Annotated in this window: 16 protein-coding genes; 5 read left to right on the forward strand and 11 right to left on the reverse strand. The window is 73.0% G+C overall.

Going from position 1 to position 25,154, the window contains the following annotated elements:
- Positions 1-79: 79 nt before the first annotated feature.
- The 5 genes from ACF07B_RS27880 to ACF07B_RS27900 form a co-directional block, all read right to left on the reverse strand.
- Positions 80-1,519: a hypothetical protein gene (locus ACF07B_RS27880; protein ID WP_392180948.1), complete on the reverse strand. Its 1,440-nt coding sequence runs from the start codon at positions 1,517-1,519 to the stop codon at positions 80-82.
- Entirely contained in the window at positions 1,516-7,503 is a 5,988-nt protein-coding gene (locus ACF07B_RS27885) for a hypothetical protein (RefSeq protein ID WP_392180949.1), read from the reverse strand. The genes ACF07B_RS27880 and ACF07B_RS27885 overlap by 4 nt, the downstream gene beginning before the upstream one ends.
- A 223-nt stretch (positions 7,504-7,726) precedes the next feature.
- The gene (locus ACF07B_RS27890) at positions 7,727-9,286 is read right to left on the reverse strand and encodes a multicopper oxidase family protein (RefSeq protein ID WP_392180950.1); all 1,560 of its coding nucleotides are present in this window, start codon (positions 9,284-9,286) and stop codon (positions 7,727-7,729) included.
- Between the two features lie 461 nt (positions 9,287-9,747).
- Positions 9,748-11,583: a SpoIIE family protein phosphatase gene (locus ACF07B_RS27895; RefSeq protein ID WP_392180951.1), complete on the reverse strand. Its 1,836-nt coding sequence runs from the start codon at positions 11,581-11,583 to the stop codon at positions 9,748-9,750.
- A gap of 54 nt (positions 11,584-11,637) precedes the next feature.
- Entirely contained in the window at positions 11,638-12,318 is a 681-nt protein-coding gene (locus tag ACF07B_RS27900) for a class I SAM-dependent methyltransferase (RefSeq protein ID WP_369479724.1), read from the reverse strand.
- Between the two features lie 778 nt (positions 12,319-13,096).
- Between ACF07B_RS27900 and ACF07B_RS27905 the strand changes: the two genes are divergently transcribed.
- Positions 13,097-14,161 carry an NAD(+)/NADH kinase gene (locus tag ACF07B_RS27905; RefSeq protein ID WP_392180994.1) on the forward strand — a complete coding sequence of 355 codons (1,065 nt, stop codon included), beginning with the start codon at positions 13,097-13,099 and terminating at the stop codon, positions 14,159-14,161.
- Between the two features lie 137 nt (positions 14,162-14,298).
- Positions 14,299-14,928, forward strand: coding sequence for a dihydrofolate reductase family protein (locus ACF07B_RS27910; protein WP_392180952.1), 630 nt, complete (start codon positions 14,299-14,301; stop codon positions 14,926-14,928).
- A 121-nt stretch (positions 14,929-15,049) separates the two neighbouring features.
- Here the strand turns inward: ACF07B_RS27910 and ACF07B_RS27915 are convergent, their stop codons facing one another.
- Both ACF07B_RS27915 and ACF07B_RS27920 read right to left on the reverse strand, forming a co-directional pair.
- Complete coding sequence (locus ACF07B_RS27915) at positions 15,050-15,688, reverse strand: TetR/AcrR family transcriptional regulator (RefSeq protein WP_392180953.1); 639 nt, start codon at positions 15,686-15,688, stop codon at positions 15,050-15,052.
- 489 nt (positions 15,689-16,177) lie between these two features.
- On the reverse strand, positions 16,178-16,654 hold the full coding sequence (locus tag ACF07B_RS27920) for an Lrp/AsnC family transcriptional regulator (RefSeq protein ID WP_355977303.1): 477 nt from the start codon (positions 16,652-16,654) through the stop codon (positions 16,178-16,180).
- Between the two features lie 241 nt (positions 16,655-16,895).
- Here ACF07B_RS27920 and ACF07B_RS27925 point away from each other — a divergent pair, with 241 nt between their 5' ends.
- Positions 16,896-18,395 (forward strand): FUSC family protein, encoded by a 1,500-nt coding sequence (locus ACF07B_RS27925; protein ID WP_392180954.1) that lies wholly within the window; start codon positions 16,896-16,898, stop codon positions 18,393-18,395.
- A gap of 519 nt (positions 18,396-18,914) precedes the next feature.
- The gene (locus tag ACF07B_RS27930) at positions 18,915-19,961 is read left to right on the forward strand and encodes a lactonase family protein (RefSeq protein WP_392180955.1); all 1,047 of its coding nucleotides are present in this window, start codon (positions 18,915-18,917) and stop codon (positions 19,959-19,961) included.
- 192 nt (positions 19,962-20,153) lie between these two features.
- Here ACF07B_RS27930 and ACF07B_RS27935 read toward each other — a convergent pair whose 3' ends face one another.
- From ACF07B_RS27935 to ACF07B_RS27950, 4 genes are all read right to left on the reverse strand, one after another.
- Complete coding sequence (locus ACF07B_RS27935; protein ID WP_369479719.1) at positions 20,154-21,074, reverse strand: sirohydrochlorin chelatase; 921 nt, start codon at positions 21,072-21,074, stop codon at positions 20,154-20,156.
- 129 nt (positions 21,075-21,203) lie between these two features.
- On the reverse strand, positions 21,204-22,301 hold the full coding sequence (locus ACF07B_RS27940) for an N-acetylglucosamine kinase (protein WP_392180956.1): 1,098 nt from the start codon (positions 22,299-22,301) through the stop codon (positions 21,204-21,206).
- Positions 22,298-22,975, reverse strand: a complete 678-nt coding sequence (locus tag ACF07B_RS27945; RefSeq protein ID WP_362397850.1) for a uracil-DNA glycosylase — start codon at positions 22,973-22,975, stop codon at positions 22,298-22,300. The genes ACF07B_RS27940 and ACF07B_RS27945 overlap by 4 nt, the downstream gene beginning before the upstream one ends.
- Before the next feature lie 147 nt (positions 22,976-23,122).
- Positions 23,123-24,208 (reverse strand): WD40/YVTN/BNR-like repeat-containing protein, encoded by a 1,086-nt coding sequence (locus ACF07B_RS27950; protein WP_392180957.1) that lies wholly within the window; start codon positions 24,206-24,208, stop codon positions 23,123-23,125.
- Positions 24,209-24,493: 285 nt separating this feature from the next.
- Between ACF07B_RS27950 and ACF07B_RS27955 the strand changes: the two genes are divergently transcribed.
- Positions 24,494-25,072 carry a hypothetical protein gene (locus ACF07B_RS27955; RefSeq protein WP_392180958.1) on the forward strand — a complete coding sequence of 193 codons (579 nt, stop codon included), beginning with the start codon at positions 24,494-24,496 and terminating at the stop codon, positions 25,070-25,072.
- Positions 25,073-25,154 lie beyond the last annotated feature (82 nt).

Consider the following 25,154-nt stretch of genomic DNA (forward strand, 5'->3'; position numbering starts at 1 on the left):
CGGACGGCTGTGGCCGCTGCGCTCGTCACCCGGCCATGTCGTCGCGACCGCAGGCGATCTCAGGAGACGTCAGGAGGCCTCAGGAGCACAGGACGTGCACAAGCGCCTTCAGGGCTGCGTCGTCGAGTACGTCGCGGTGGGCGAGCTTGTTGCGGGACCGCCACAGGGTCCGCAGCCGGTCGGCCTCCGGCTGGGTGAGCCGTACGTGGCCCTGGAGGTGAGCCCGCCACATCGCACCGAGTTCCATCTCGGCCTGCCGACCGTAGAGAGCGGCGAGTTCGCTCCGGGAGACGCGTGACCGGACCCCGATCACCTCGGCGAACTGCTCACGGGCTTCGTCCAGCAGGGGCAGCAGAGCGTGATTCTGCGCCAGCCAGATCCGGGTGCGCACGCTGTGTTCGTGTTCGCTCCCGCCGTCGGGACGGCGGCGCAGCCGCCCGTCCCACCTGTCGAGCGTGCCCAGGTTCCATTCGGGGCGCAGGGCGGCGTTCGGATGGAGCAGGGCCGTGGTCGGCTCCCTCCTCCGAGGGCCGGGTACGGCGACCCGGTCAGGTACGGGTCCGCCGGTGAGCCGCAGCAACTGTGCGGGCAGGCCGTCGGGGAGTCCGTCCCACTCCACCGCCAGCCGTTCGGCCAGATCCAGGAACGGCCCGCACACCTCGACGACTGTGGCCTGCGCCACCGCTTCGAGCAGTTGGTGCCGGGCGGCCGGACCGGACGGGCGGGGCCGCGCCATGGCGACCACGGTGGCGGTGTCCAGCCGGCCGAGGGCACCCCACCACCAGTGCACCCCGACGTCCTCGCGGGCTATCTGCTCCGGCAGTTCCACGGGCAGTCCGTGCGACGTGGCCAGCACCAGCAGCCTCGGGCGGCTGCCCGGAGGCAGGCCGGCCGCCTTGACCGTGGCGGACAGCCGCCGCAGCAGGTCGGTCGCCGCGGTCGGTGCCGGTTCCCGCCAGCCACGCACCACGATCACCCGGGTCCCGTCGGGGTTGTCCGAAGCGGTGGTGAGGCGTTCGAGGAGTCCGTCGATTCCCGTGTGCCCCGGGGCCGTGCCGGAGGCCGAGTCGCCGAGTTCTTTGACGATCCGGTCCCCCAGGGTGTGCGGGCCGGGTTCCTCCCGCCGGCCGTCCCGCGCCGAGGCCGGGCGAGCCGGTGCGACCGTCGCGTTCTTCGTCGCCACGGCCGAGAAGGCGGACAGCCCGTCGTCGTAGTCCAGGATCGGGTCCATCCCGCCCCAGGGGTCCGCGGGCACGGGAGACGGTGGGGGCGGGGCGAGGCTGCCGGGCGCCACGCCGTCGCCGGGTCCGGGAACGAGGACGAAGTCCGCCAGTTCGTGGAGGAGTTCGTCCAGCAGGGCTTCGGCGACGGCCGGTACACCCGTCGGGCGGGCCTGGGGGAAGAGGCAGAGGCAGCTCCTTCCCGACCGAAGGTCGCCCAGCAGCCGTCGCGTCCACAACCGCACTCCGGGCAGGGTGCTCACCAGGTTCCCGGAGAGAGCGTGGGACACGAGGGTCACGACGGCTCCGACAGGACCTGGAGTGCCCGGAAGGTGATCCTGTCCAGCGAGCAGCCCTCCGGACCGTCGTCCAGTACGCCGTGTTCGAGCAGCCGGCCGACGAGCGATCCGACCTCCTCGATCCGCATGCCGGTGACCGCCGCGATGTCGGCGTAGGCGCATCCCTCGCCCGGTTCCACGTACTGGCTCCACTCGGTCAGCACCTCCGTCAGACGGGTGTCGATGCCGACCCGCTCCAGGTGCACACGGGCGAAGTCACGCTGCCCGATGAAGTACCGGGCGTCCTCCAGGGCCGCTTCCAGCGTGGAGCCCTCCCGGGTGATGCGGTGCACGGTCCGCTCCAGCAAGTGGGGCCAGCCGCCGGTGAGTTCGATGACCCGCCGCCGCTTGTCCGGGGTGTCGAAGGGACACTCGGGCCAGGCGCGGAGACTGTCCGCGGTCCATCGTTCGGGACGCACCACACAGGTGATGAGGTCGTCCTTCTGTCCGAGCTCGGCCGGGTCCACCAGCAGGACGGCCGTCCGATGGGGCACTCCGCCCTCCGGCAAGGAGGTGTGGGCGTGCAGGGCCTGTGCCCAGTCGGCGGCCTCGGCGGATCCGCGGCCCCGGACGTCGGCCAGGATCAGGAACGGCCGTCCCTCCGCGTCCTTCGTCAGGGACTGGGGCGCGGCTCCGGGGGCCGCCTCCCGGAATTCCAGTCCGCGCGCGGTGGAGTACGACTTCACCGCGCCCTTCACGAGCGCGGGACCGTGGGCCTGGGTCAGGCACACCGCGGCCACCCCGGGCGCCGTCACCAGGTGGAGCTGATGTTCCGTCAGAGGGCTGTAGCGGGCGATTCCCTCGCGGTCCGGACCGACGAACCGCCGGGAGAAGCGCGGGTTGTAGTCGTACGGGAGGTCGAACTCGGTTTGGCGCAACTCGAGTTCGAGGTCCTCCCTGGTCCCCAGCATGCTGACGACGTTCGGGCTGCGGACGGCGTACCGACGCGCGTCGGCCAGCTGGATGAGCAGGCCCAGGCCGACCATCTCGTCCAGGTAGATCCGTACATCGCTCGCGGTGAGGGAACTGAACCCCTCCCGCCAGCGCTCCTTGGCCGCCCTCAGCAGATCGTCGGCGTCATAGCCGCCCCGGTAACGGTCCTCCTGACTGCGCAACGCGATCACCAGGGCGAGGACCCGGTAGCGGTCCTCCAGGTTGATGGTGATGCGCAGCCGTTCGGCGATGTGCCGGTGGACCTGCGCGGATCCGGTCACGGACCGGACGTCCTCGTCCGTGACCGTGATCGGCCACTTCGCCGAGGCCAGGGACTTCCCGCGGAGGGTCGCGACGAGCCGTTCGCAGAAGATCTGGACCAGGCACGCCTGGTAGTTCGTCGCCGCGAGGACCCGCCAGACCAGCTCGGGCCGTTCGAAGCTGTACCCGAAGGCCGCCATCGGCTCGACGACCAGGCGCTGCGCCTCGGCGGGTTTCAGCGTACTGATCAGTACATCGGGGCCGCCGTGCGTCAGGGGCACATTGGAGAGATGGCTGAAGCGCTGGACCTGGTGCAGACCCGCAAAGACGATCTTGAAGCGGCGGTCGGTGCGGTCCATCAGCCCCTTGAGCCGGAGCACGTTGGAGAAGGTGGCGTCCCCGCCCCGCCCGCGTACGGCCTTGGAGTCCGCGGTCAGGAAGGCGTCGGCCTCGTCGGCGAGCACCAGCACCCGCCGGTCGTGGCTCTCCTCCAGCCACCGCTCCACCCTGTCGAGCATCGCGTCCGGGGTGTGGCCGGAATCCGCGGACTCGCTCAGCACGCCCACGCGCTTCAACTCGTCCTCGAGCACGGCCCAGATGCGTTCCGCCGGCTCGGCCTCACCCACACCGCGCGCCTTGAGGTCGACGTAGATGGCCTTGTGGCCCGGGGTGCCGGGAAACGACGCCTGCACCTTGCGCAGGAGAGCGGACTTGCCCAGCTGGCGTCCGCCGTAGAGGAACAGGGCGCCGAGCGGGTCGGTGACGGCGGCGATCTCCTCCTGCCGGCCGTAGAAGATCTCCGGCGGAACGAGCCCGGCCACGAAGGGCGTGTACGGGTTGTACGCCGTCCAGGGCAGGGTCACCCGCTGAGTGGCCCTGAAGGACCTCGGTGAGCGTGCCGCGACCCAGCCGAACACGGCGGGGTCCACCACGAGCGCCTGCTGGGAGGAGGCGGTCCGCGCGCGTGCCGCCATCTCCCGGCGCCCGTTCAGCCCGAGCGGGTACAGGTAGAGGATCAGGCACGCCCCGGAGTCACTGCTGTCCAGCAGTTCCAGCGGGCTGCGCCCTCGCTGTTCGTCGGAGACCACGAGGATCGTGTACGAGGACGCGGCCGACCCCAGGGCGGCCACGTATCCGGGAGCCGTCTCGCTCGCCCGCGCCCGGGCGCTGAGCCGCAGAACACCGCGCACCTCGTGCCGCTGGTCCCGGACAGGGGTCTGAGGGCACTCCAGCCCGAGCACGCGCAGGACCGACGGGATGTGCCGTTGCCACTCCGAGCCCCGGGTGGCGGGGCGGCACAGGGCCTCCCACGAGTCCAGTCCGCTCCGCGCGCCCTCGGTCAGGGGCTCCCCGTCCAGGTAGTGGTCGGCCCAGGGCCGGGCGGAGTAGCCCTGGGAGCCGGCCTTGCGCCCCACGGTCAGCTCGATGCCGGCGGTGAAGCGTTCCAGCTCGGCCCCCGAGTCCGTGGTGCTCCAGTCGGGGAGGGGCTTGCCCTCGCGCAGCAGCGCCAGACACTCCTCGGCGGTGACCGTGTCCCCGGCGTCGAGCCGCGAGGTGAGGCGTTGCAGCTCCTCGGCCGGAGGGTTCAACGCGGTCAGGCTCTCGCGGAGGCGTTCCACGTACTGCTGGACCATCGCCCGCATCTCGCCGTCGAGGACGCCGATGCCGACGCAGGCGCGGCCGAACGCGCCCTCGGGGGCGGGCCGGCGCAGCTCTTCGAGGCGACCGACGAGTTCTCGCTCGGTCTGTATGTCGAGCTGCTGGGTGCGCAGTTCGGCGAGGAGCGCGCTCGCCGTGGCGAGCGACGTGCGGTGAACGGCGCTCCAGCGCGTCCACTCGGGGTCGCGCAACTGCCGCCAGTCCCGCGGCACGGCTTCGAGGCCCTCCGGGACGGCGGGGACGAGGTCCTGTTCCAGCGATGAGACCAGGGCGTCGGCGAGATGCAGGTCGCCCCGCTCCAGGTAGCTCCGGAGGACCGCGCGCACGTCGACCGGCTCCAGCAGTGTGAGCATCGCCTTCCCGAAACCCTCCTCGTCGGGCAGGGGAGTCCCTTCGGGCGACCGCGGGAGTTCCGGCGCCGCGAGAAGGGCCTCCGTCCGAGGCTGGTCCGTCACCCGCACGGCGTCGGGGTCACGTGCCGGGACGGCGGTGCCGGGCGTCCGGTCACCTTCGAGCAGCCACGTGCGCAGCCGCAGCAGAGCCGCTCCCTCGACGCCCGGCGGGGGCGCTTCGTGACGTACCTGGTCCAAGGCGTGGCGGAGGCCGGTGGTGCTGTCGGCTCGTTCGTCGACGACGGGGGCGGCCAGCGCCCGGGCGCGGGACAGCAGGTCGGACACCTGCTCGATGCTGCGCAGGAGAGCCCGTTTGGCGGCGGCCTCGATCGGTTCCTTGGCCTGCTTGGGGGTGCGGATCTCGGCGTCGGCCTCCTCGATCATGCGTTCCGCGGAGCCACGCTTGCGGAAGAGCTCCCAGACCTGGTCGAGGGCGGCCGCTCCGGCCGTGCCGTTCGCCCAGTCGCTGACTCCGTCCAGGGCCTTCCCCAGGGGCTGGTCCGAGCCGATCAGCCGGGTTCTGACCTGGGTCGCGCGGGTGTAGCCGATGCGCTGGCGCCGAAGCGCGTCACGCAGCGCGGCGGCCTCGGAGGCGAGTTGGTCCGCGGTGAGTCCCACCATGTTGTCGGTGGTCAGGCGGGTCGCGGTCAGGTCGAGGCGGTGATAGCGGCGCAGTGCGTGGACGGCCCGCTCCAGGAGTTTGCCCCAGTTCCCGGGCACGGTGGACGCGAGGTCCGTCTGGATCAGGAGGTCGTTGGGCCAGCCGGCCAGCAGACCGGCCCGTAGGGAGGCCACGGCGGCTAGCACGAGAGCGGGCCGGTCGGCCTGGAGCAGACGGATCTCCGGGTCGAAGCCGGTCATCACGGCCACGGCCTCTCCCTCGTCGCCGCAGGCGAAGGCGGCCTCGGCGAAGGCGAGGCAGGCGGTGCGGTGCGGGGGTTCGGCCGAGCCCACCGTCGTCCAGTAGGCCTCCTGGAAACGGCCCTGGCCGATCAGCCGGGCCACCGCGGCCTCGCCGTCGCCGGGCGCCGTCAGCGGCTTCCAGGGCAGGAAGGACGACTTCGCCACGGCCGCCGGATCGAGGTCCGGGGCGTCGGGGGCGTCCGTGGCCGCCGGAGCGCCGGAGGCTTCGGGGTCGGCCCGTTCCGGCAGCGGGGCCTGCGCCCCTGTCGCGCGAGGCCTGGTCCGGGTCGTGACGACCTGCTCGGGAACGTCCGCGGCCTCGGACGCCGGGTCGGCCTTCACCTCCGGAGCGGGAACGGACTCCTCCGCGGGCGGCACGGGCGCGGAGGCCGTGGCCGGTTCGGCCTGTGGCGACCGGACGGCGGCCGGCACTGCGTCCGGGACCGTTCCGGGCTGCGGCTGCGGCTGCGGCTGCGCGTCGGAGCCCGGGGCCGCGTCCGAGTCCAGGGCCGCGTCCGAGTCCGGGGCCGCGTCCAGGGTCGAGTCCGAGTCCAGGGTCGAGTCCGCGTCCGGGGCCGCGTCCAAGTCCGGGGCCGCGTCCGCGGGGATGGTCGTCGCCGAGATCGGGATGCGCTCGACCGAAGGCTCCGGGGTGACGTCAGGTGTGTCGTCAGGCGTGTGGTTCCGCTCCGCCGGCGGATCCGCGTCGGGGTCCGTCATCGGCCGGGATCCCTCGCCCGGATCGACGGCCCTTGCCTGTCCGGGTATCGCGGCGGGCGGTGCGCCGTCCGGCGGAAGGGCCGCAGGGGCCCCCGCCGCGGCGAGTTCGCTGATGCGCGTCTCCAGCGCGGTCAGCGACTGTTGCAGCGGTATGCGGTGCGGTGCGTCGGAGGCGGTCCTGTCCAGGAGGAGCAGAAGTCCCTCGCGGTCCTCGTTCAGTTCGCGCAGTTCCCGGGCACGCTCTGCCGCGGCGTCCCGCAACTCCTGGACGATCTCGTCGAGTTCGGCGAAGCCCGCTTCCCCGGACCACTCCCGGCCGTCGGCCGCGAGCCTGTCCGCGATCCCGGACCGTACCCGCCGCCATTGCTTCAACTGCCCGTCCAGCAGGTCGGGAACGCCCCGCCCCGCCCGGACCCGCCGCAGCGTCTCCTCCAGCACCCGGCCCAGTTCCGCGGACCGCTCGCTCAGCACCTCGCGCGACGCGAGCAGTTGCTCGTCGGTGATCTCCAGGGTCAACGGCTCGCCCTTTCCCGCGGGGACGGCATCCGGCTCGGTGGTTTCCTCGGCGGCGTCTGATCCGTCCTCGGCCGCGGCGGCCGGGCGGCACGCTCCTTCGCCCCGCTCGCACCTGCAAGGTGTCCCGGCGGTCGACGCGGCCGCCCACAGGTCGTCCCAATGGTCCCCGACCGATCCGCCACCCGCGACGGGTCTGTCGGAGAGGCCGTACAGGGTGATCTGCGCGAGCACGGAATCGACCTCTCGCAGCACCTCGCGCAGATGCTCCGTGCCGGGTGTTGACAGTTGTCCCACCGGATGTCCGTAACACCGCTCCAGGCGGAACAGGGTCCAGTCCGTCGCGTGTTGCACGATCGCCGCGAGGCCGCCCGCACTGGTGCGGCTCAGCCACGTACGAGCGGCCAGGATCTCGCGGCGCCTCAGCCGCGGCGGCTGCCCGTTCAGGGCGGTCGCGATGCCCGGAATGTGCGCCAACATGCCCGGAACCATGAGCAGTTCCCGGAGTGCGCGGTCGTCCAGTCCGGTCACCCAGGCGCGCAGTCCGTCCCCCTTGGTGTGCATGGACGGATCTTTCCAGAACCGTGCGCGGCCGCAGGCGATTTCGACAGGATCCGGCAGCTTTGTTGAAGGCCGCGAACTTCGCCGGCGCGGACGGGCGGCCTGCCGCCGGCGCCACGGTGCACGGGCCACCGGGGCGTGCCCGGTGGCCCGTTGGACCAAGGAGCGTGAATGCCTTCGGCGCTGTGCCCGGCCGGGGACCACACGCCCGCGCTCCTGCGCGGATTCAGGCCCCGTAGGCCACGAGCGCCATCATTCCGGCCTCGCTGTGGTAGGCGTTGTGGCAATGCAGCATCCACTGCCCGGGGTTGTCGGCGTCGAAGAGGACGGACACCTTCGACCTGGGCAGCACGATGGTCGTGTCCTTGCGCGGGCCGGTGTCGCCGAGCTGGTACGTGTGGCCGTGCAGGTGCATCGGGTGCCACATGTTCGTGGCGTTGACGAAGTCGAGCCGGACCCGCTGGCCCTCCTGGACGAGCAGGGGGTTCGAGGTCGGGTCGGCCATGTCGAACCGCTTGCCGTTGATGGCCCAGTCGTACGCGCCCATGCTGCCGGTGAGCTTGACGCGGAGAACCTGGTCCGGATCCTTCGCCTCCAGCCGTACGCCGTCGCTCGCGCGCAGCTGTCCTGCGGTCACCGTGCGGCCGTCCAGTTCCCGCGGCCGCACGGCGGGATCCGGCAGGCCTCCCGATCCGGTCCGCACGAGGGCCATGCCGGTGACGTCCTTGCCCTCGGCGAGGGCGACGAGCGGGAAGACGCCGTCGTCGAGGGTGACCAGCACGTCGTACCGCTCGCCCATGGCGACCAGGAGCGTGTCGACCTCCTCGTGCTCGACGGGGAAGCCGTCGGTGTGGGTGACGGTCAGTTTGTGGCCGCCGAGCGCCACGCGGTACGCGGTGTCCGCGCCCGCGTTGATGATCCTGAGGCGGACCCGTCTGCCGGGCGTGCCGGAGTAGACCGCCGGGTCGGTCGCCACGCGTCCGTTGATCAGGTGGTACGGGTAGTTCACGTCCCCGGCGTCACGGCCGAGCAGCGGACTGGCGGTGCCACTGAGCCTGAACCGTGTCGAGGGGCGGTCACCGGAGGACGCGGACGGGGACCGTGAGGACGCCGGCCGGCTCGGTCCCGTGCTCTTCATGTCCATACCGGCCATGTGATGGCTGAGCTCGGTGAAGACGTCGTCGGGCGTCCCGGTCACGCCGTCGAGCCAGTCGTCGAGGACGACGACCCACTCGTCGTCGTACGCCAGCGGCTCCTTGGGGTCCTCGATGATCAGCGGCGCGTACATGGCGCGGTCGACCTGGATGCCCACGTGCGGGTGGAAGAAGTACGTGCCGGGCTTGTCGGCGACGAAGCGGTACGTGAAGTTGGAGCCCGCCCGCACCGGGGTCTGCGTGACCGGTGGAACGCCGTCCATGTCGCTGCGCAGCGAGATGCCGTGCCAGTGGAGGGACGTCGTGGTGGCACCGGGCAGCTGGTTGGACAGCTCGGCGGTGAGCGTGTCACCGGCGGAGATACGGATCTCCTTGCCGGGAACGAGGCCGCTGAAGGCCCAGGACTTGGCCAGCACACCGGCGCCCAGGTCGAGCGTGGCGGGCGCGGCGGTCACGTTGACGCTCTGGACCCGGCCCGTGGCGCCGCGTTTCTTCTCCGCGCGGGCGACCTGGGATCCGTTGGGGCTGAGGAGGGAGGGCGTGTCGGGGGCGTCCTTGCCGCAGGCGGCGAGCAGGCCGGTACCTGCCGCTCCCAGGCCCGCGAGGACGGTGCGACGGTTGATGCTGTTCACGAAGAGTCCTCTTCTCGGTGCGCGACAGGCGTTGGGGACGGTCCGCACGGCTGGACGGCGTCAGGCGCCGAGGAGAGCCGTGGGGACGTGGCCTATGTGCGCGATGGGGAGAGGAACGGCGGGCCGGGCGAGCGGTCCCGCGAGGGCGTGCGGGGGAGTGGGGCGCCTCGTGCCGGTGGTCGCGCCGGGGACGTCGTGACGGAGCGGTACGGCGGCCAGGGGGCACGGTGCGACGACCGGACCGCGAACCCGGCGGGCGGCGCCGTCGAACCGTGCCCAGGGCAACCTTCGTACCGTCATCAGGGGCGTCCGCACTTCCTGCGAGGGCCTGTTCGGATCGGGCCCCGCGTCCCGCGGCATGATCCGAACGGCAGGCCCTAGGACCGCCACCATACCCGCGCCGGGTATGCCTGCCCGGGAACCGTCGATCGGGAATCGGCCGAATGGGACCGGAGCGGCCGCTACTTCGCCGGGATCTTCTGCTCGAACCAGACGACCTTGCCGCTGCTCACGCGTGTCGCGCCCCAGCGCAGGGCGAGTTGGTTGACCAGGAACAGCCCGCGACCGCTCTCGTCCCCGAAACCGGCCTGCCGCATCCTGGGCACCTGGGGCGAGTCGTCGGTCACCTCGCAGCGGAGCACGTCGGTGCGCAGCAGCCGCAGCGAGAGGGGCCGCGAGGCGAACCGCACGGCGTTCGTCACGATCTCGCTGACCATGAGTTCCGTCGGGTCGACCAGGGACTCCAGACCCCAGCGGCGCAAGGCCCTGCGGGTCAGCCGGCGTGCCTGGCCGGCGGTCATCGGGTGGGGAGCCAGGTACCAGTAGCCGACGCTGTCCGGCGGGAAGCCGTCGAACCGGGCGGCGAGCAGGGCGATGTCGTCGTCGCGGGATCCCGGGCCCAGGGTTCCCAGCACGTGGTCGCAGAGCACTTCCAGCGAGGCGAGTCCCTGAGCGGTGCTCTGGAGACGGACCCGCAGGGCCTCGACACCGCTTCCGATGTCCGTGTCCCGGGACTCGACGAGTCCGTCGGTGTACAGCACCAGGGTCGCCCCGGTGGGCGCGGCCATCTCCACCGACTCGAAGACGACACCGCCGACGCCGATCGGGGCACCGGGCGGAACGCCCAGCACCTCGGCCCGGCCGTCCTCGTGGAGCAGTACCGCGGGCGGGTGGCCGGCGTTCGCCATCAGCAGGCGGTGCGAGATCGGGTCGTAGATCGCGTAGAGGCAGGTCGCGATGTGGTCGCTGCCCAGTCGCTGGGCCTGCTCGTCGAGATGGTGCAGGACCTCGTCGGGCGGCAGATCGAGACCCGCCAGGGTCTGCACGATGGTGCGCAGCTGGCCCATGATCGCGGCGGAGGTCATGGAGTGGCCCATGACGTCGCCGACGATCAGCGCGACGCGGTTGCCGGGAAGCGGGATCGCGTCGTACCAGTCGCCGCCGACCTGGGCGGTCTTCGAGGCGGGCAGGTAGCGGCTGGCCAGCCGGATCCCGGTCGGTTCGGGCAGCGACGACGGGAGCATGGTGTGCTGGAGGGTGTCCGCCACGGCGGCCTCGTGGCCGTACATCACCGCCTTCTGGACCCCGAGTGCGGTGTGCGTGGCCAGTTGCGAGGCGACGAGCAGATCGTCGCTGGTGAAGACCGGGCGGTCGGCGCCCCGGAGCAGGACGACCGTGCCCATGACGTGATGGCTGCCGCGCAGTGGCGCGATGATCAGACGGTGGCCCGGCGGCAGGGTGCACCGCGCGTCGGTCCCCGCCATGAGCAGTTCGGCGAGGGCGGGCGCGTTGCCCGGCGCGTCACCGAACGCGGGACGCCCGTCCCGCAGCAGTTCCGCGAGACGGCCGCCGCCGGCCGGCTCGACGCGCTCGGCGACTTCGGGGAACGGCGGTGGTGGCGGGGCCGGGTCGGCGTGCGAGGCCCCGTCCGCGCGCCGCGGCGCCGGCAGCGCCCGTTCGGAGCTGTGCAGGCGGAGGACGACGGGTGCCGCCGACCCCTCCCTGTCCACCGGCAGCGGATCGGCCAGGTGGATGTAGACCGTGTCCGCGAACGCCGGTACGGCCGCCTGCCGCAGTTCCCGGAGCGTCTCGTCGAGGTCCATCCCGCGGGCGATCCGCCGCGTCGCCACGTCGAGATACCGGAGGCGGTCGGTCTGCGGCGGCCCGCCGTCCGCCACCGTGGCGGGCGGGCCGCCGTCCGCCGACGTGGCACGTCGACGGCCGTCCGTCGGCGCGGCAGGTGGGAAGAGACCCTGTGCCGGGGCGGTGCCCTCGTGGTGGGTGTGATGCTCGGTCACGCGTTCTGTCCCGTCCGGTGGGTGGCGCGGGTCCGCGGCTCGGACTCCGCCTCCTCAGTCACACCGCCGGCAGCACAGGAAGACCTGTTCCTCGGGCGGGACATCGGTCACCGCGGGGGCGTACGTGTACGAGGTCTCCTTCACGATCTCGAAGCCCGCCTCCTCGATGATTCTGTGCAGGTCCTCCCGCAGATAGCCGGAGACCCTGATCGTGTTCCCGAGGAACGGGATCGCGAAGTTGTCCACATCGGCCTCGACCATGGACAGGACGAACCGGCCGCCGGGCACCAGCAGATGACGGACGGTCCGCAGAGCGTGGGGAATCTCCGCGCGCGGCAGCATCAGCAGCGAGAAGAAGGCGGCGACGCCGTCGAAGCGGCCGAGGTCGCGCGGTCCGCCCGGGCGCAGGTCGGCCAGGTCCAGCTGATGGAACGTCGCGTCGGGGACGTAGGCGCTCGCGAGCTTCACCATGCCGCCGGAGAGGTCGACGCCCACGACCTCGAAGCCGGCGTCCGCCATCTGGCGCGCGGTGGGCACGCCCGTACCGCAGCCGAGATCCAGGACCCGAGCCCCCTCGCCCAGCGATCCGATCAGCCACTCGCCCGCGGTGACCTGGCCCTCCTTGTGCGGGAAGGCCTCGTCGTAGCGGTCGCCGATGGCGTCGAACGCTTCGGCCTGTCCTTTGCGGTCGAGCAGGATGCTCTCGTAATCAGTCCCGGGATTGCTGTTGATCACGAAAGGAACCTTTCATGGGGGCTGTCGAACTGGTCCGTGATGCGGAGGAAAACGGCCATGACGGGATCTCCGAGCCATGTCGGTCGCTCAGGAGACGTCAATTCGAGACGATAGTCGTTCAGTGTTCGGCGGGATGCCCAAGTGTCCAAAAATGTTCGGCCGGCGGAACGGCTCCCGTGCCCACTGCCCCGCCGCTGACGACACCCGAACTCGCCGCGAACGGAAGCGGGTTGCCGGACCCGGATGGTGTCGACACGGCTGGAATCCGTCCCGGGGAAACGAGTGACCTGGCTCGGCTCGTGGAGCCGACTCCCGCCGGTGGTGCGCGACATGGCGAAGTCGGCTCTCCCCGGGCGGAATTGAGGATCTGGCGGGGTCGCGCGCCTCGCTCTTGGGGGCTGGACCGGGAGGCGCTGGTGGGGCGGGCGGGGGCGGTGGAGATCGGCACGCCCTCGCCCCTCCGGCGCCGAAGGCGTGCCCGCACGGTGGTTTCCCTCGCTTCGACGGCTTCGTCGGCTTCGTGGGGCGCCAGCTGCTGCTCGGCGTCGGCGTCGGCCATGTCGTCAGCGCCTCCCGGGCCGCGAGGCCAGCCAGCCCACGCATCCGCCCGTCTCCCCGTCTGCCCGTCTGCCCGTCTGCCCGTACCGAAATGTCGTATTCGTGGAAGGATCGAGTCGTGCCCCGGAGCCGAGCCCGGATCACGCTCGCCGCAGCTCTTCCGCCGGCGGTCCCGGGCCCGCGGCACGTGCTCATGCCCCACGTGGACCTGGAGGTCGCCGTGTCCGTGCACCGTGTCGGCCTGGTCGTCCACCAGGGGCGGGAAGCGGCCCGCGATGCCGCCCGCGCCGTGCACGACTGGTGCGACGCGCGAGGAATCCGGTGCACCGACATCGACGTCTGGGCCAAGGACCAGCGGCGTCGCGGCGGACGCGCGGAAGCGGAGGCGGCCGGCAACCCGGACCTCGTCGTCACCCTCGGCGGCGACGGCACCTTCCTGCGGGGCGCCCGGATCGCCGTCAAGAGCGATGCGAACGTGCTGGGCGTCGACCTCGGCAAGGTCGGGTTCCTCACCGAGGTGCCGGCGGCCGACGTCACGCGGGCGCTGCAAGCCGTCCACGAGGGCGAGGCCATCGTCGAGGAACGGATGACGCTGACCCTGCGGGCCTCCCGGGTCCTGGAGATCCCCGGATCGATGGAGACCGCGCTCTGCTACGGGCGGGGACCCGCCCTGCCGCCGCCGCAGGTCCGAGCCGAGACGACGGAGGGCGACGGCTGGGGGGTGGCGCTGGACGTCACGGCCCTGAACGACGTCGTCCTGGAGAAGCTGGCCCGGGACCGCCAGGTCAGCGTCGGTGTCTATCTCGCCGGACGGCGGCTGGCCTCGTACTCGGCGGACGCCTTCGCCGTCGCCACCCCCACCGGATCGACCGCCTACAGCTTCGCCGCCGGCGGTCCCGTGCTCTCGCCGCACATGGACGCGGTCGTCTTCACCCCGATCGCGCCCCACATGACCTTCAACCGGAGTGTCGTCGCGGCGCCGGACGAACCCGTCGCCCTGCGGGTGCTGCCCCACTCGGGCCAGGCCGCCGTCAGCATCGACGGCCAGCTGCGCGGGGTGCTCGACCCCGGCGACTGGATCGGGGTCTTCCGTGCTCCGCAGCGGGTGCGGCTGATCCGCCTGCACCCCACCGACTTCTACGGCCGGCTGCGCGACCGCTTCCGCCTCACGGACGCACCGGCCACGGCCGCCGACGGTGAACCCGCCCCGTTCTTCCGCCCCGACACCCCCATCCCCCCGGACCTCGCCGGGCTGAGCCTGCCGCCCCCTTCGGCGGCTCGTTGACGGCTGGCGCGCCTCGCGCACGGGCGGGCGACTCCTGGGGGGAGCGGTCGATCCCGTTCGGGGGAGCTGTCGATCCGGGGGCGTCCCGTTCGACGTACCGGTGAGAACGGGAAACCACGGACCCAAGGAGCACGGCCATGCCCAAGCTGCGCGTACACAACATCACCGTCTCGGTGGACGGCTATGCCGCCGGACCCCGCCAGTGTCTTGAGCATCCGCTCGGCGAGGGCTTCACGGGCATGCACGAGTGGATGTTCGCCGCGATGCGCGACCTGGCCGACGGCAAGGGAGGAATCGACGTCGAGTATGTGGAGCGCAGCGAGGAGAACATCGGCGCCACCATCATGGGCCGCAACATGTTCGGGCCCCATCGCGGACCGTGGGAGGACGAGTCGTGGACGGGCTGGTGGGGCCCCAACCCTCCCTACCACAACGACGTGTTCGTCCACACGCACCACCTGCGGCGCTCGGTCGTCATGGAGGGCGGAACGACCTTCCACTTCACCGACGAACCCGTGGAGACGGTTCTGGCCCGTGCCTTCGAGGCGGCGGCGGGCAAGGACGTCCGGATCGGCGGCGGACCGTCCACCGTCCAGCAGTACCTGCGCGCGGGACTCCTCGACGAAATGCACCTGGCCGTCGTCCCGCGGCTCCTGGGCCGGGGAGAGCGCCTGTTCGACAACCTCGGGGACGGGGTCGACGGCTACCGGGTGGCCGAGCTGGTCGGATCGCCGGCCGTGACGCACGTGCAGTTGGTCCGCCGCTGACCTGGCCGCCTTCCGGGCCGGGCCTTGGGCCAGGCCCAGGGCCCGCCCTTTCCGGCCCGGGGCCCGGTCCCGGGTGCGGTGACGGGCGGCACGGCCGGCCTCCGGGGGCGAGCGGCGGGGCTCAGTCCTTGCGCGCGGGCCTGCCCGGTCCGGGCGCGCCGACGCGCAGGCCGTCCGTCACCAGGTCCAGCAGGCGGTGGGCGTGCGCCTGCCAGTCCCCGTGCCGGTCGAGCTGCCAGAGCCCGGCGACGGCGAGCAGGAAGTCGTCGGCGGTCACACCGGGCCGGATGGTGCCCGCTTCCTCGTTGGTCCTCAGCAGGAGTGCCACGGCCGAGCTCAGGGGCTTGTGGTCGAGTCTGGTGAGGAGGCTCCGGGGTGTGCCGGTGGTCGTCCGCAGCGCGTCGGCCAGGCCCGCCTTGGCCATGGCGAACCGGGCGAGACGGTCCGTCCACTCCCGCAGCGCCCGATCCGGCGGTCGGGTGGCGAGCAGATGCGCCGCCGCGTCGGTCACCTGCCGCACCTCGTGGCGGTGGATCTCCAGGATGAGGGCCTCGCGATGGTGGAAGTTGCGGTAGAAGGTCCCCTGACCGACTCCCGCCTTCCTGGCTATCGCGCTCAGCGGCGTGTCGGCGGAGCGGCTCAGCTCCGCCAGGGCCACGGCCAGGATGCGCTCGCGATTGCGCCGCGCGTCCGAGCGCAGCGGTCCGTCCTGCTCTGCCGGTGCCCCCGAGCCCGCGGGTGCGTCCTTGTCCGGGTGCACGCCTACTCCTTCCGGAACGACAGCCGGATCTCTCCCGGTGACACGGCCGGACCGCACCCTCGGGGACGGGACGGCTGTCACGAGGCGGGGGATCGCGGACCACCGTGTGCCCAGGGCCTGCCGAAGCGTCCGGCCCGCCCCGCGGCGGCCGAACCGCTCCGCGCGGTGTCCGGAACCTCTCGCCGACCGGCATTCTGGCGCACCCGGCGGAATTCCGGCCGCAGACCGACGAAATGACCGGCGAAGGGTGCCGGCTCAGGAACGCTGGGCCCGGGGGTGCTCCGACCGCAGTGAGGCCCCTGGGGTGCTCCCACCGGAGCGACGTCCAGGGGTGCTCCCCCCCGCGGTGACGCCCGGGGCTGATTCGACGGTGCTGACGCATGGGAGTGATCCGGCCGTGGTGACGCGCGGGCGTGATTCGGCCGTGGTGACGCGCGGGCGTGATCCGACCGAGGTCAGGCCGCTGAGCGATCCACCCCCGCGGAGCGGTCAGCCCTGTGCCGCCCGGCCGATCGACTCCACCAGCGGCAGCAACCGGTATGGGACCCGTTCACGCAGTGCCACCTCGGTCCGGGTGCGGACCACACCCGGCAGGCTGATCAGGGCCTGGATCACATCCTCCAGGTGGGCGTTGTCGCGCGCCGCCACCCTGGTGATCAGATCGCCGCCGCCCGTGATCGAGAACGCCTCGATGATCTCCGGCACGGCGGCGAGCGCGTCGCCCACGTCGTCCAGATGGCCCTGCGTGACCTCGATGTGCACGAACGCGAGCACGGGATGGCCGAGGGCCGCGGGGGACAGAGACGGCCCGGTCCCGGTGATCACCCCGTCCCGCTCCAGCCGGTCGAGGCGGGCCTGGAGCGTGCCGCGGGCGACGCCGAGGACGCGGGCGTACTCACGGACGCTGGTGCGCGGCTGCTCCAGGAGCAGCCGCAGGATGCGGGTGTCGAGCTCGTCCACCGGCATGGTCCGTTGGCCTCCTCGCGGCCGACAATGTTCTCCCTCGACTGTACCAATGGCCCATTCGAAACCGAGCCGGTTGAGCCAGTTCCCGGCTTCCGCGTACCTTGCCCGTATCGATGGCGCTGCGCAGCGCCGGACGGCAAGGACGCCGTACCGGACCCGCGGCGCCTTTCGCATGTGCGCCGCGCATGCCGAAACCTGTGTTGAACTGCGAAGTGGGGGCGGGACGCCGAAGGTGAAGAAGATGTTCATGGCGCCGGATCCGGGACTGTTCCGGCTGAGGGTCTCGATCCGGGCGGTTCTCGGCATCGGCCTCGCGGTCACGCTGTGCCAGGTGGCCGGACTCTCGCTCCCCGCCTCGATCGCCGGCGGGCTCGCGGCGCTCCTCGCGATGTTCACGGTCGGCGACCCGACCGTGCGCGGCCAGGCCGGCACCACCGCGCTGCTCCCCGTGGCCGGTTTCCCGGTCCTCGCGGTGGCGACCTCCCTGCACGGGGCGCCGATGCTGCGGGACACGATCTGGCTCGCCGTGGTCTTCGCCGGGGTGTACGCCCGCCGCTTCGGCCCGCGCGGGCACGCGCTCGGCATCTTCGCGTTCATGATGTTCTTCACCACCCAGTTCCTGCACGCCGTGCCCGGCCAGCTCCCGCAGCTGTACGCGGCCGTCGCCCTGTCGATCGCCGCGTCATCGGCCGTCCGGTTCGGCGTCTGGTGCATCGAGCGGCGCAGCCCCCTGCCCGCCGCGCCGCTGCCGTTGGACGGCCGCGGGCTGGCGCGCCCGGCCACCCGTCAGGCCTTCCAGGCGACCGCGGCCTGCGCCTTCGCGCTCGCCGCCGGCCAGTTCCTCTCGCACGACCGCTGGTACTGGGCCGTCGGCACCGCGTGGTGGATCTTCGTCAACACGGCCTCGCGCGGCGAGACGCTGGTCCGCGGCTTCCGGCGCGTGGTCGGCACGTTCGTCGGGATCGTGGCCGGCCTCCTGGTCGCCGTACCGCTGCACGGCGCGCCCGCGCCCACCGCCGTCCTCGTCGCGGTGAGCGTCTTCGGGATCTTCTACACGGCCGCGCCCTCGTACAGCTGGATGATGTTCTTCGTGACGGTCATGGCGGGCCTGCTCTACGGGCTGCTCGGCGTCCTGCATCCGGGACTGCTGGGCCTCCGGCTCGCCGAGACCGGTGTCGGCGCGCTCGGTGCCGCGCTCGCGGTGGCCCTCGTCCTGCCGATCACCACGCACACGGTCACCGACCGCTGGATCGAGCGCGCCCTGCGCGCCGTGCACGGCTGCACCTCGGCGGCCGCCCGGCGGCTCGCGGGAGACGACCAGGCCGACCCCGCGCCGCTCGCGGGGGAGCTCGAAGTGCTCCTGGGGCGTGTACGGATGGCCCTCGCACCTCTGGTGCATCCGCTCAACCCGATGCGCCGGCGCAAGGAGCGGGCCCGCGCGATCCTCGCCCTGCTGGACGACTGCGCCCGCGAGGTACGCGGTCTCGCCGCTGTCGCCGCCGACCCGGACGCCTCGCACGACGCCCGCCTCACGGCTGCCTGCCGACGGGTCGAGACCGCGATGGAGTCCCTGGTCGGCGCCGTGCCGGGCGGCGCTTCGGCAGCCCACCACGGCGTCCCGGGCCACCACCCCGGTGCCGAGCAGGCGCTCGTGCACCTGCACGGACTGGAGCGGGCGCTCGTCGCGATGGCGACACCGCTGCGCGGACCGCGACGCGGCTCGCGGCTCGTCGGCGCCTGACGCCGACCGGCTCTTCCTCGGCCCCCTGGGGTGCTCTCCGGCACCCCGGGGGGCCGTTTTTCTCTGTCGCCCAGACGCCGTGAAGCCCCGCCGGGCGCAGGCGCCCTCAAGATCCACAGCGAGGGCGTGGGCGCCCGCTGGGCGGCCTCGCGGCGGCCTCCGGACCCCGACCCCTCCGGCGGGCCCCGAGGAGGCCCGCGGCGGCCTTCTCGCGGGCTCCACGCGCCCGCGCGACCCACTGCCCGCCCGGAAGCGAGGATTCCCGTCCGGCGGCCCGAGTTCCCGGCACCCCGATCGGTCACGCGACCGCACGCGCCCGACGGCCCGAGGCTCCAGGGGCCCTCTGTGGCACGGACCGCGCCCGCCCGATCGCACCCGCCCCGGACCGCACGCGCGGGTGGCCGGAACCCCTCCGCGCGCACGGCGTTTCCGTGCCGACCGATCGCGGGCTTTGGTCTAGACCGCAGCGCCGTCACTGCTACCGTCGCCCCGACGGTGAGGGATCGAGAGGGGACAGAAGTGGCGCAAGGCGGCGAGCGGCGACAGCGGGCGTTCATCGGGTCGTTCACGGCGGCGGGAGGCCTCGGTGTCCTCACGGCGGCCGTGGACCCGGACACCGGGGCGCTGACCGTGCTGAGCGCCGTCGACGACGTGCCCGACCCCTCCTATCTCGCCTTCGCGCCCGCGCACGACGTCCTGTACGCGGTCAGCGAGACCGGCGAGGGCGCGGTGGCCGCCTTCCGGGCGCACGGCGACAAACCGGAACTGACCGGTCCGCCGACCCGGACCGGAGGCAGCGGCCCCACCCACCTCAGTGTCTTCGACGGACACGTCCTCACCGCGGACTACGGCTCGGGCACCGTCAGCGCGGTACCCGTCCGCCCCGGCGGCGGACTGGCGTCCACCCCCTCCAGCGTGCTGCGGCACGCCGGTTCCGGTCCGCACACACAGCGACAGCGGGCCCCGCACGCCCACCATGTGCAGCCCGACCCCACCGGCCGCTGGGCGGTCAGCGTGGACCTCGGCACGGACTCGGTCCGGGTGTGCGCCCTCGACGGCGGGACGCTCATCCTGCACCGCGAGATCGCCCTGCGCCCCGGCTCCGGGCCGCGTCATCTCGCCTTCCACCCGCGGGGCGGGCACGCGTACGTCCTCAACGAACTCGCTCCGACCGTCACCGTCTGCCGCTGGGACGCCGCCGAGGGTTCGCTGCGACCCGTCGGCGAGACGCCGGTCCTCTCCGGTGTCCCGGACGGCGACGCGTATCCCTCGGGCGTCGTCGTCTCGCCCGACGGCCGCTTCGTGTGGACCGCCGTCCGCGGGCAGGACAGTGTCTCGGTGCTCCGCGTCGACGCCGGGGGAGAGGGGCTCACGCTGGTCGCCGAGGTGCCCTGCGGCGGCGTCTGGCCCCGTGCGCTGGCCCTCGACTCCTCGGGGCGCTTCCTCTACGCGGCCAACGAGCGCTCCGGCGACGTGACCTGGTTCACCGTCGAACCGGACACCGGCATACCACGGCGCGGCGGCTCCGTCCGGGCCCCCGCCGCGTCCTGCGTGGTCTTCGGCTGACCAGACCAGACCGGACCGGACCGGACCGGGCCCGACCCGGGCAACCCCTGGACCGGGCCCGGCCGGCCCCGGGCATGCCCCGGGGGTCGTGCCGGGTGCGTCCCGCGCCAATGGGAAAGGGCCCCTCCTGACTCAGGAGCGGGCCCTTTCGATGTGCGGGCGGTACGGGTGGTGCGGGTGTGCGGCGGCCTACTAGAAGGCCGGCGCTCCCTGGGTCTGCGGCGGAGCGATGCCCAGCGCCGACGTGTACTGGGAGAGCGCGAGCTTGCCGATCGCCGGGTACGGGCCGAGGGCCTCGGCGGCGCTGCAGCCGGCCTCCTTGGCGGCCGCGTCGAGCAGACCCGCGTCGAGCTCCGGACCGATCAGGTACGGGGCGAGCGCGAGCTGCTGCGAACCGGAGCCACGCAGCTGCTCGGCGATGGCCGCGATGGAACCCTCCTCGTCGAGGGCCGCCGCCATGACCGGCACGGCGAGCCGCGCGGCGAGCAGCATGCCGGTGATCCCGGCCGCCTGCACCGCGTCCTCGCCGCCGACGGTGGCGAGCACGATGCCGTCCGCGGCGGTCGCCACGGTGAACAGCCGGGCGCGGTCGGCGCGGGCCAGACCGGCCTCGGAGAGGCGCACGTGCAGCGCCTCGGCGAGCAGCGGGTGCGGACCGAGGACATCGGTCAGTTCGGCCGCGACACGGCTTTCCATGACCGCCTGGCGGATCCGGCGCAGCAGGGCGCCGTCAGGACCGGCGAGCAGCGGCACCACGATGCCGACAGGGCCGTCGGGCGCGGAGACGTCGGAACCGGCGGCGCGGGCCTGCTCGAAGCGCGCGGTGCGCTCCTCGGCGGCGTGGGCCAGCACGGACTGCAGCGTGGGGAACTCGTTGTCCCCGTCCAGGTAACCGATGCGGGCATCGAGGCCGGGGAGCTCGGAGCGGGCGATGCTCACGACCTCCTCGGCAAGGCTGCGCGTGGCGGCGCTGGGGGTGCCCGGCACCGCGAGGACGAGCGCGGGCGCGCCCTCAGGAGCCGCCAGGGGTTCCGGACGGCGGTGCCGCCCGGCTTGGCGGGGTCGCGGCATTCGTACTGGCAGGCCGGACGCGGGCCCAGTGGGGGAGCTCATGGCGCCGCATGTTACTGGTTTCTCGGGTTCCCCTGTTCGGGGAGGGTGCAGGTGAGCGGTATCCGTCCGCTTTTGTCTGATGAGTTACGTACAGGCCAGAAGTGATCAGTAGTCGCCGACTTGTCGTTCCTACGAAGATTTCGGGCCATAGATTTCCCCGTGCGGCTTTTCGGCCACCACGTACAACATCCGTTCGTCCGGGGGCAGTGCGAGCCGGCCGTCCGCCAGGTCGGCCGCGATCCGCAGCGCGCCGTCGAGCGGGTCGCCCGCGGCCGGTACGCGGCAGGCGTGCGGCAGCCGCTCGCCCAACGCCTCGGTCAGGGGCCCGAGGATCGCGGCACCCATGTTGAACACGCCCCCGGTGAGCGCGAGATGGGGCTCGCCGTCGGCGGGGCACACCGCGGCGGCCGACTCGGCCATGTGCCGTGCGGCGGTCCGCAGGATGCCGGAGGACACGGGATCGCTCCCACGCAGGCCGGCCACCTCGGGGGCGAAGGAGGCGAGCACGGCGGCCCGGTCGGTGCGCGGATACAGCAGGCCGGGCAGTCCCGGCATCGGCCCGAACATCTCCTCGGCCCGTGCCAGCAGGGCGGCCGAGCCGCCCGGGCGGCCGTCGAAGGCGCGCAGGGCCGCCTCCAGGCCCGCGCGGCCGATCCACGCGCCGCCGCCGCAGTCGCCGAGCAGATGGCCCCATCCGTCGGCCCTGCGCCACGACGTGAGGTCGGTGCCGACCGCGATCATGCCGGTGCCGGCCGCGATCACGGCTCCCGCCCGGGCACCCAGGGCGCCCGTGTAGGCGGTCACGGCGTCCGCGGCCAGGGCGAGCCGCCGTACTCCCAGTTCACGCTCCAGTGCGGCCGGGAGCTCGTCCCGCAGTTCGTCGCCGAGCGTGGCCAGGCCGGCCGCGCCGACGGCGACGGCCCCGAGCCGGTCGGCGCCCGCATCGGCCATCAAACGCCTTGCCATCGGCAGCAGTTGATCCAGCAGGTGCCCGGCCGAGATCCCGCGCGGCCCGGTACGGACCGGCTCCCTGGAGGTCAGCGGGGCACCGAGCGGGGCCGGGTGCGGGTGCGCCGGTGCTCCTCGGCGTACGGGGGAGCGGTCATCGCCCGGCACCGCGTGCGCGGCGAGAGCCACCCGCAGTCCCGAGCCTCCGGAGTCCACGGCCAGCACCACGGCAGGGCTCGGCCCGCCGCGCCGCCCGCCGTGCCCACCGTCGGGTGTCACGGCAGGCGCCAGTCCACCGGCTCCGCCCCTTGCCTCGCCAGCAGGTCGTTGGCGCGGCTGAAGGGGCGCGAACCGAAGAAGCCGCCGTCGGCCGATCTGGGTGAGGGGTGCGCGGACTCGACCGCCGGCAGACTGCCGAGCAGGGGGCGCAGATTGCGCGCGGGGCGGCCCCACAGGATCGACACCAGCGGCCGGCCGCGGGCGGCCAGTGCCCGTATCGCCTGTTCGGTGACTTCCTCCCAGCCCTTGCCCTGGTGCGCGGCGGACCTTCGGGGTGCCGTGGTGAGCGTCTTGTTGAGCAAGAGCACGCCCTGCTGCGTCCAGGGGGTGAGGTCACCGGTGGACGGCTGGGACGCCCCGAGGTCGTTCTTCAGCTCGGTGAAGATGTTGATCAGGCTGGGCGGCAGCGGACGGACGTCCGGGGCCACCGAGAAGGACAAACCGACGGCGTGTCCCGGGGTCGGGTAGGGGTCCTGCCCGACGATGAGGACGCGTACCTCGTCGAAGGGCTGCTGGAAGGCCCGGAGGACGTTCGCCCCGGACGGTACGTAGGTGCGTCCCGCGGCGATCTCCGCGCGCAGGAAGTCGCCCATCTCGGCGATCCGTCCGGCGACGGGTTCGAGGGCTTTCGCCCAGCCCGGTTCGACGATCTCATGCAACGGTCGTGGTGCCACGGGCGTCACCCTACTGCCGTACGCATGGCAGAGATCAAACTGGTGGCCGTACCGCGTCCGGGGATGACCGTTTCGTCGCCGAATCGGTCGTCTCCCGACACAAGACACCTGCCGCCGCGGGCTGTTGGGGTCCGCGGTCGGCCACGCTCAGGCCATGACCGCCGCGCGGACGCACAGGACGTCCGGGAGATGTGAGGCGAGCTGCCGCCAGCTGTCGCCGTCGTCCGCGGACGCGTACACCTCGCCGTTGCGGTTGCCGAAGTACACGCCCGCCGGGTCCGCGTCGTCCGTGCACAGCGCGTCCCGCAGCACCGTGCCGTAGTGGTCCCCGGAGGGGAGTCCCGCCGTCAGCGGTTCCCAGGTCCTGCCGGCGTCGTCCGTACGGAAGACCCGGCACCGCCGGTCGGCCGGGACCCGGTCCGCGTCGGCGTTGATCGGGAAGACGTAGGCCGTGTCCCCCTGGTGCGGATGCGCCGCCACCGCGAATCCGAAGGTGGACGGCAGGTCCGCGCCGATGTCGGTCCACTGCCCGGCCCCGTCGTCGCTGCGGTACACCCCCCAGTGGTTCTGGAGGTAGAGCCGGTCCGGGTTCGCCGCGTCGCGCGCGACCTTGTGCACGCACTGGCCGAACTCGGGGTTCGGATCCGGCAGGAACACGGCGGAGACACCGGAGTTGGCGGGCTCCCAGCTCGCGCCGCCGTCGGCGGTGCGGAAGACCCCGGCCGTGGACACGGCCACGGTCACGGCCCGCGGGTCGCGGTCGTCGGTGAGGATGGTGTGCAGTCCCTCCCCGCCGCCTCCGGGGACCCACTGCGAGCGGGTGGGGTGTTCCCACAGGGGGCGGACGAGTTCGAAGGACTCGCCGCGGTCCTCCGAGCGGTACAACGCGGCCGGTTCCGTCCCCGCGTACACGACATCCGGTTCGGCGGCCGCCGGATGCAACTGCCACACCCGCTCCAGCGAGGCACCCGTCTCCTTGGGGAACCTGACCGCGGGGCGCTCGGGTTCGGTCCACGTACGGCCCAGGTCGTCGGAGTGGAACACGGACGGGCCCCAGTGGGCGCTGTCCCCGCCGACCAGCAGCCGCGGCCGCTCGCCCCGGGAGTCGATCGCGACCGAGTACACGGCCTGCGCGTTGAAGTACGGGCTCTCGTCGAACTCCCAGGCGCCGCCGCGCCGTCGCCCGATGAAGAGACCCTTGCGGGTGCCTACCGTGAGCAGTACGTCGGCCATGACCGGCCACCTCCGCGACGTCGTTGTCTGCGCTACGGGCCAGTCTGCACCCCGGCACCGACAGTCACCTTCCGGAGTGGCGTTTGCGCAGGTCGGACGTGCCGTGTCGGCGGACGACGGGGGAGCGCGGCGCCGCTCTCCGGGCCGCTCGCGGGGGGAGTCCCGCGGCCGTCGGCACGCCGTGCCCGACGAGCCGGCGGGCACGGGGAGTGAGCATCGCGCGGAGCGCGCGCGTAAGGGAGGGGGACGTGGCGTGTCCGTGCGGTCGTGAGGAGGATGCCCTTGATGGCGGCGTTCCGTGGTCCGAAGGTGTGGCTGTGGCGGTGGCGGCGCAACCCGCTGCGGCGGCGAAGCGATGTCCTGGAGGCCTGGATCATGCTCGCCGCCTGGGTGTTCACGGTGCTCGGCGGTGTGGTCTCGGGCCTGGTGACCGTCGACGCCGTCGAGAACAGTCTCGCGCGGGATCGCGCGGAGTCGCTCACCGTCCCCGCTCAGCTCCTCGCGGACGCGCCGGACGCGGGCGCCACCGGGCTCACCAGTCGCGTCGTGTGGACGAAGGTCCGCTGGACGGCGCCGGACGGCACTCTGCGCTCCGGTCGGGTGAGGGTCGCGGCGGGTACCTCGGCGGACACCCCGGTCCTGGTGTGGACCGATCCCGACGGGCGTCTCGTCAACCAGCCCACCACGGTGGAGGTGGCCCGGCTGCGGGCCTGGCTGATCGGCGTCTTCGCGGGCGCGGGCGTGGCGGGCGTCCCCTTCGCCGTCGGCCGGCTCCTCCGCGGCCGCCTGGAACGCCGGCGCGTGGACCGTTGGGACGAGGACTGGGACCGGATCGGACCGCTGTGGGGCCGGACGACGAGCTGAGCGGGCACCGGCCCTGGACGCCCACCCGCGTCACACCCCGGCACCCCGTGCCCCTCGGGCGCGACCGCGGTCCGTGCGACCC

It is taken from the genome of Streptomyces sp. NPDC015532 (genome assembly GCF_043078065.1).
Taxonomy (GTDB): Bacteria; Actinomycetota; Actinomycetes; order Streptomycetales; family Streptomycetaceae; genus Streptomyces.

What these genes read in the sequence shown, in the direction of transcription:
- ACF07B_RS27885 (WP_392180949.1), bottom strand. Translation starts at nt 7,503, where the DNA reads ATGCACACCAAGGGGGACGGACTGCGCGCCTGGGTGACCGGACTGGAC.
- ACF07B_RS27910 (WP_392180952.1), top strand. Translation starts at nt 14,299, where the DNA reads ATGCCCAAGCTGCGCGTACACAACATCACCGTCTCGGTGGACGGCTAT.
- ACF07B_RS27920 (WP_355977303.1), bottom strand. Translation starts at nt 16,654, where the DNA reads ATGCCGGTGGACGAGCTCGACACCCGCATCCTGCGGCTGCTCCTGGAG.
- ACF07B_RS27925 (WP_392180954.1), top strand. Translation starts at nt 16,896, where the DNA reads ATGTTCATGGCGCCGGATCCGGGACTGTTCCGGCTGAGGGTCTCGATC.
- ACF07B_RS27935 (WP_369479719.1), bottom strand. Translation starts at nt 21,074, where the DNA reads ATGAGCTCCCCCACTGGGCCCGCGTCCGGCCTGCCAGTACGAATGCCG.
- ACF07B_RS27950 (WP_392180957.1), bottom strand. Translation starts at nt 24,208, where the DNA reads ATGGCCGACGTACTGCTCACGGTAGGCACCCGCAAGGGTCTCTTCATC.
- ACF07B_RS27955 (WP_392180958.1), top strand. Translation starts at nt 24,494, where the DNA reads ATGGCGGCGTTCCGTGGTCCGAAGGTGTGGCTGTGGCGGTGGCGGCGC.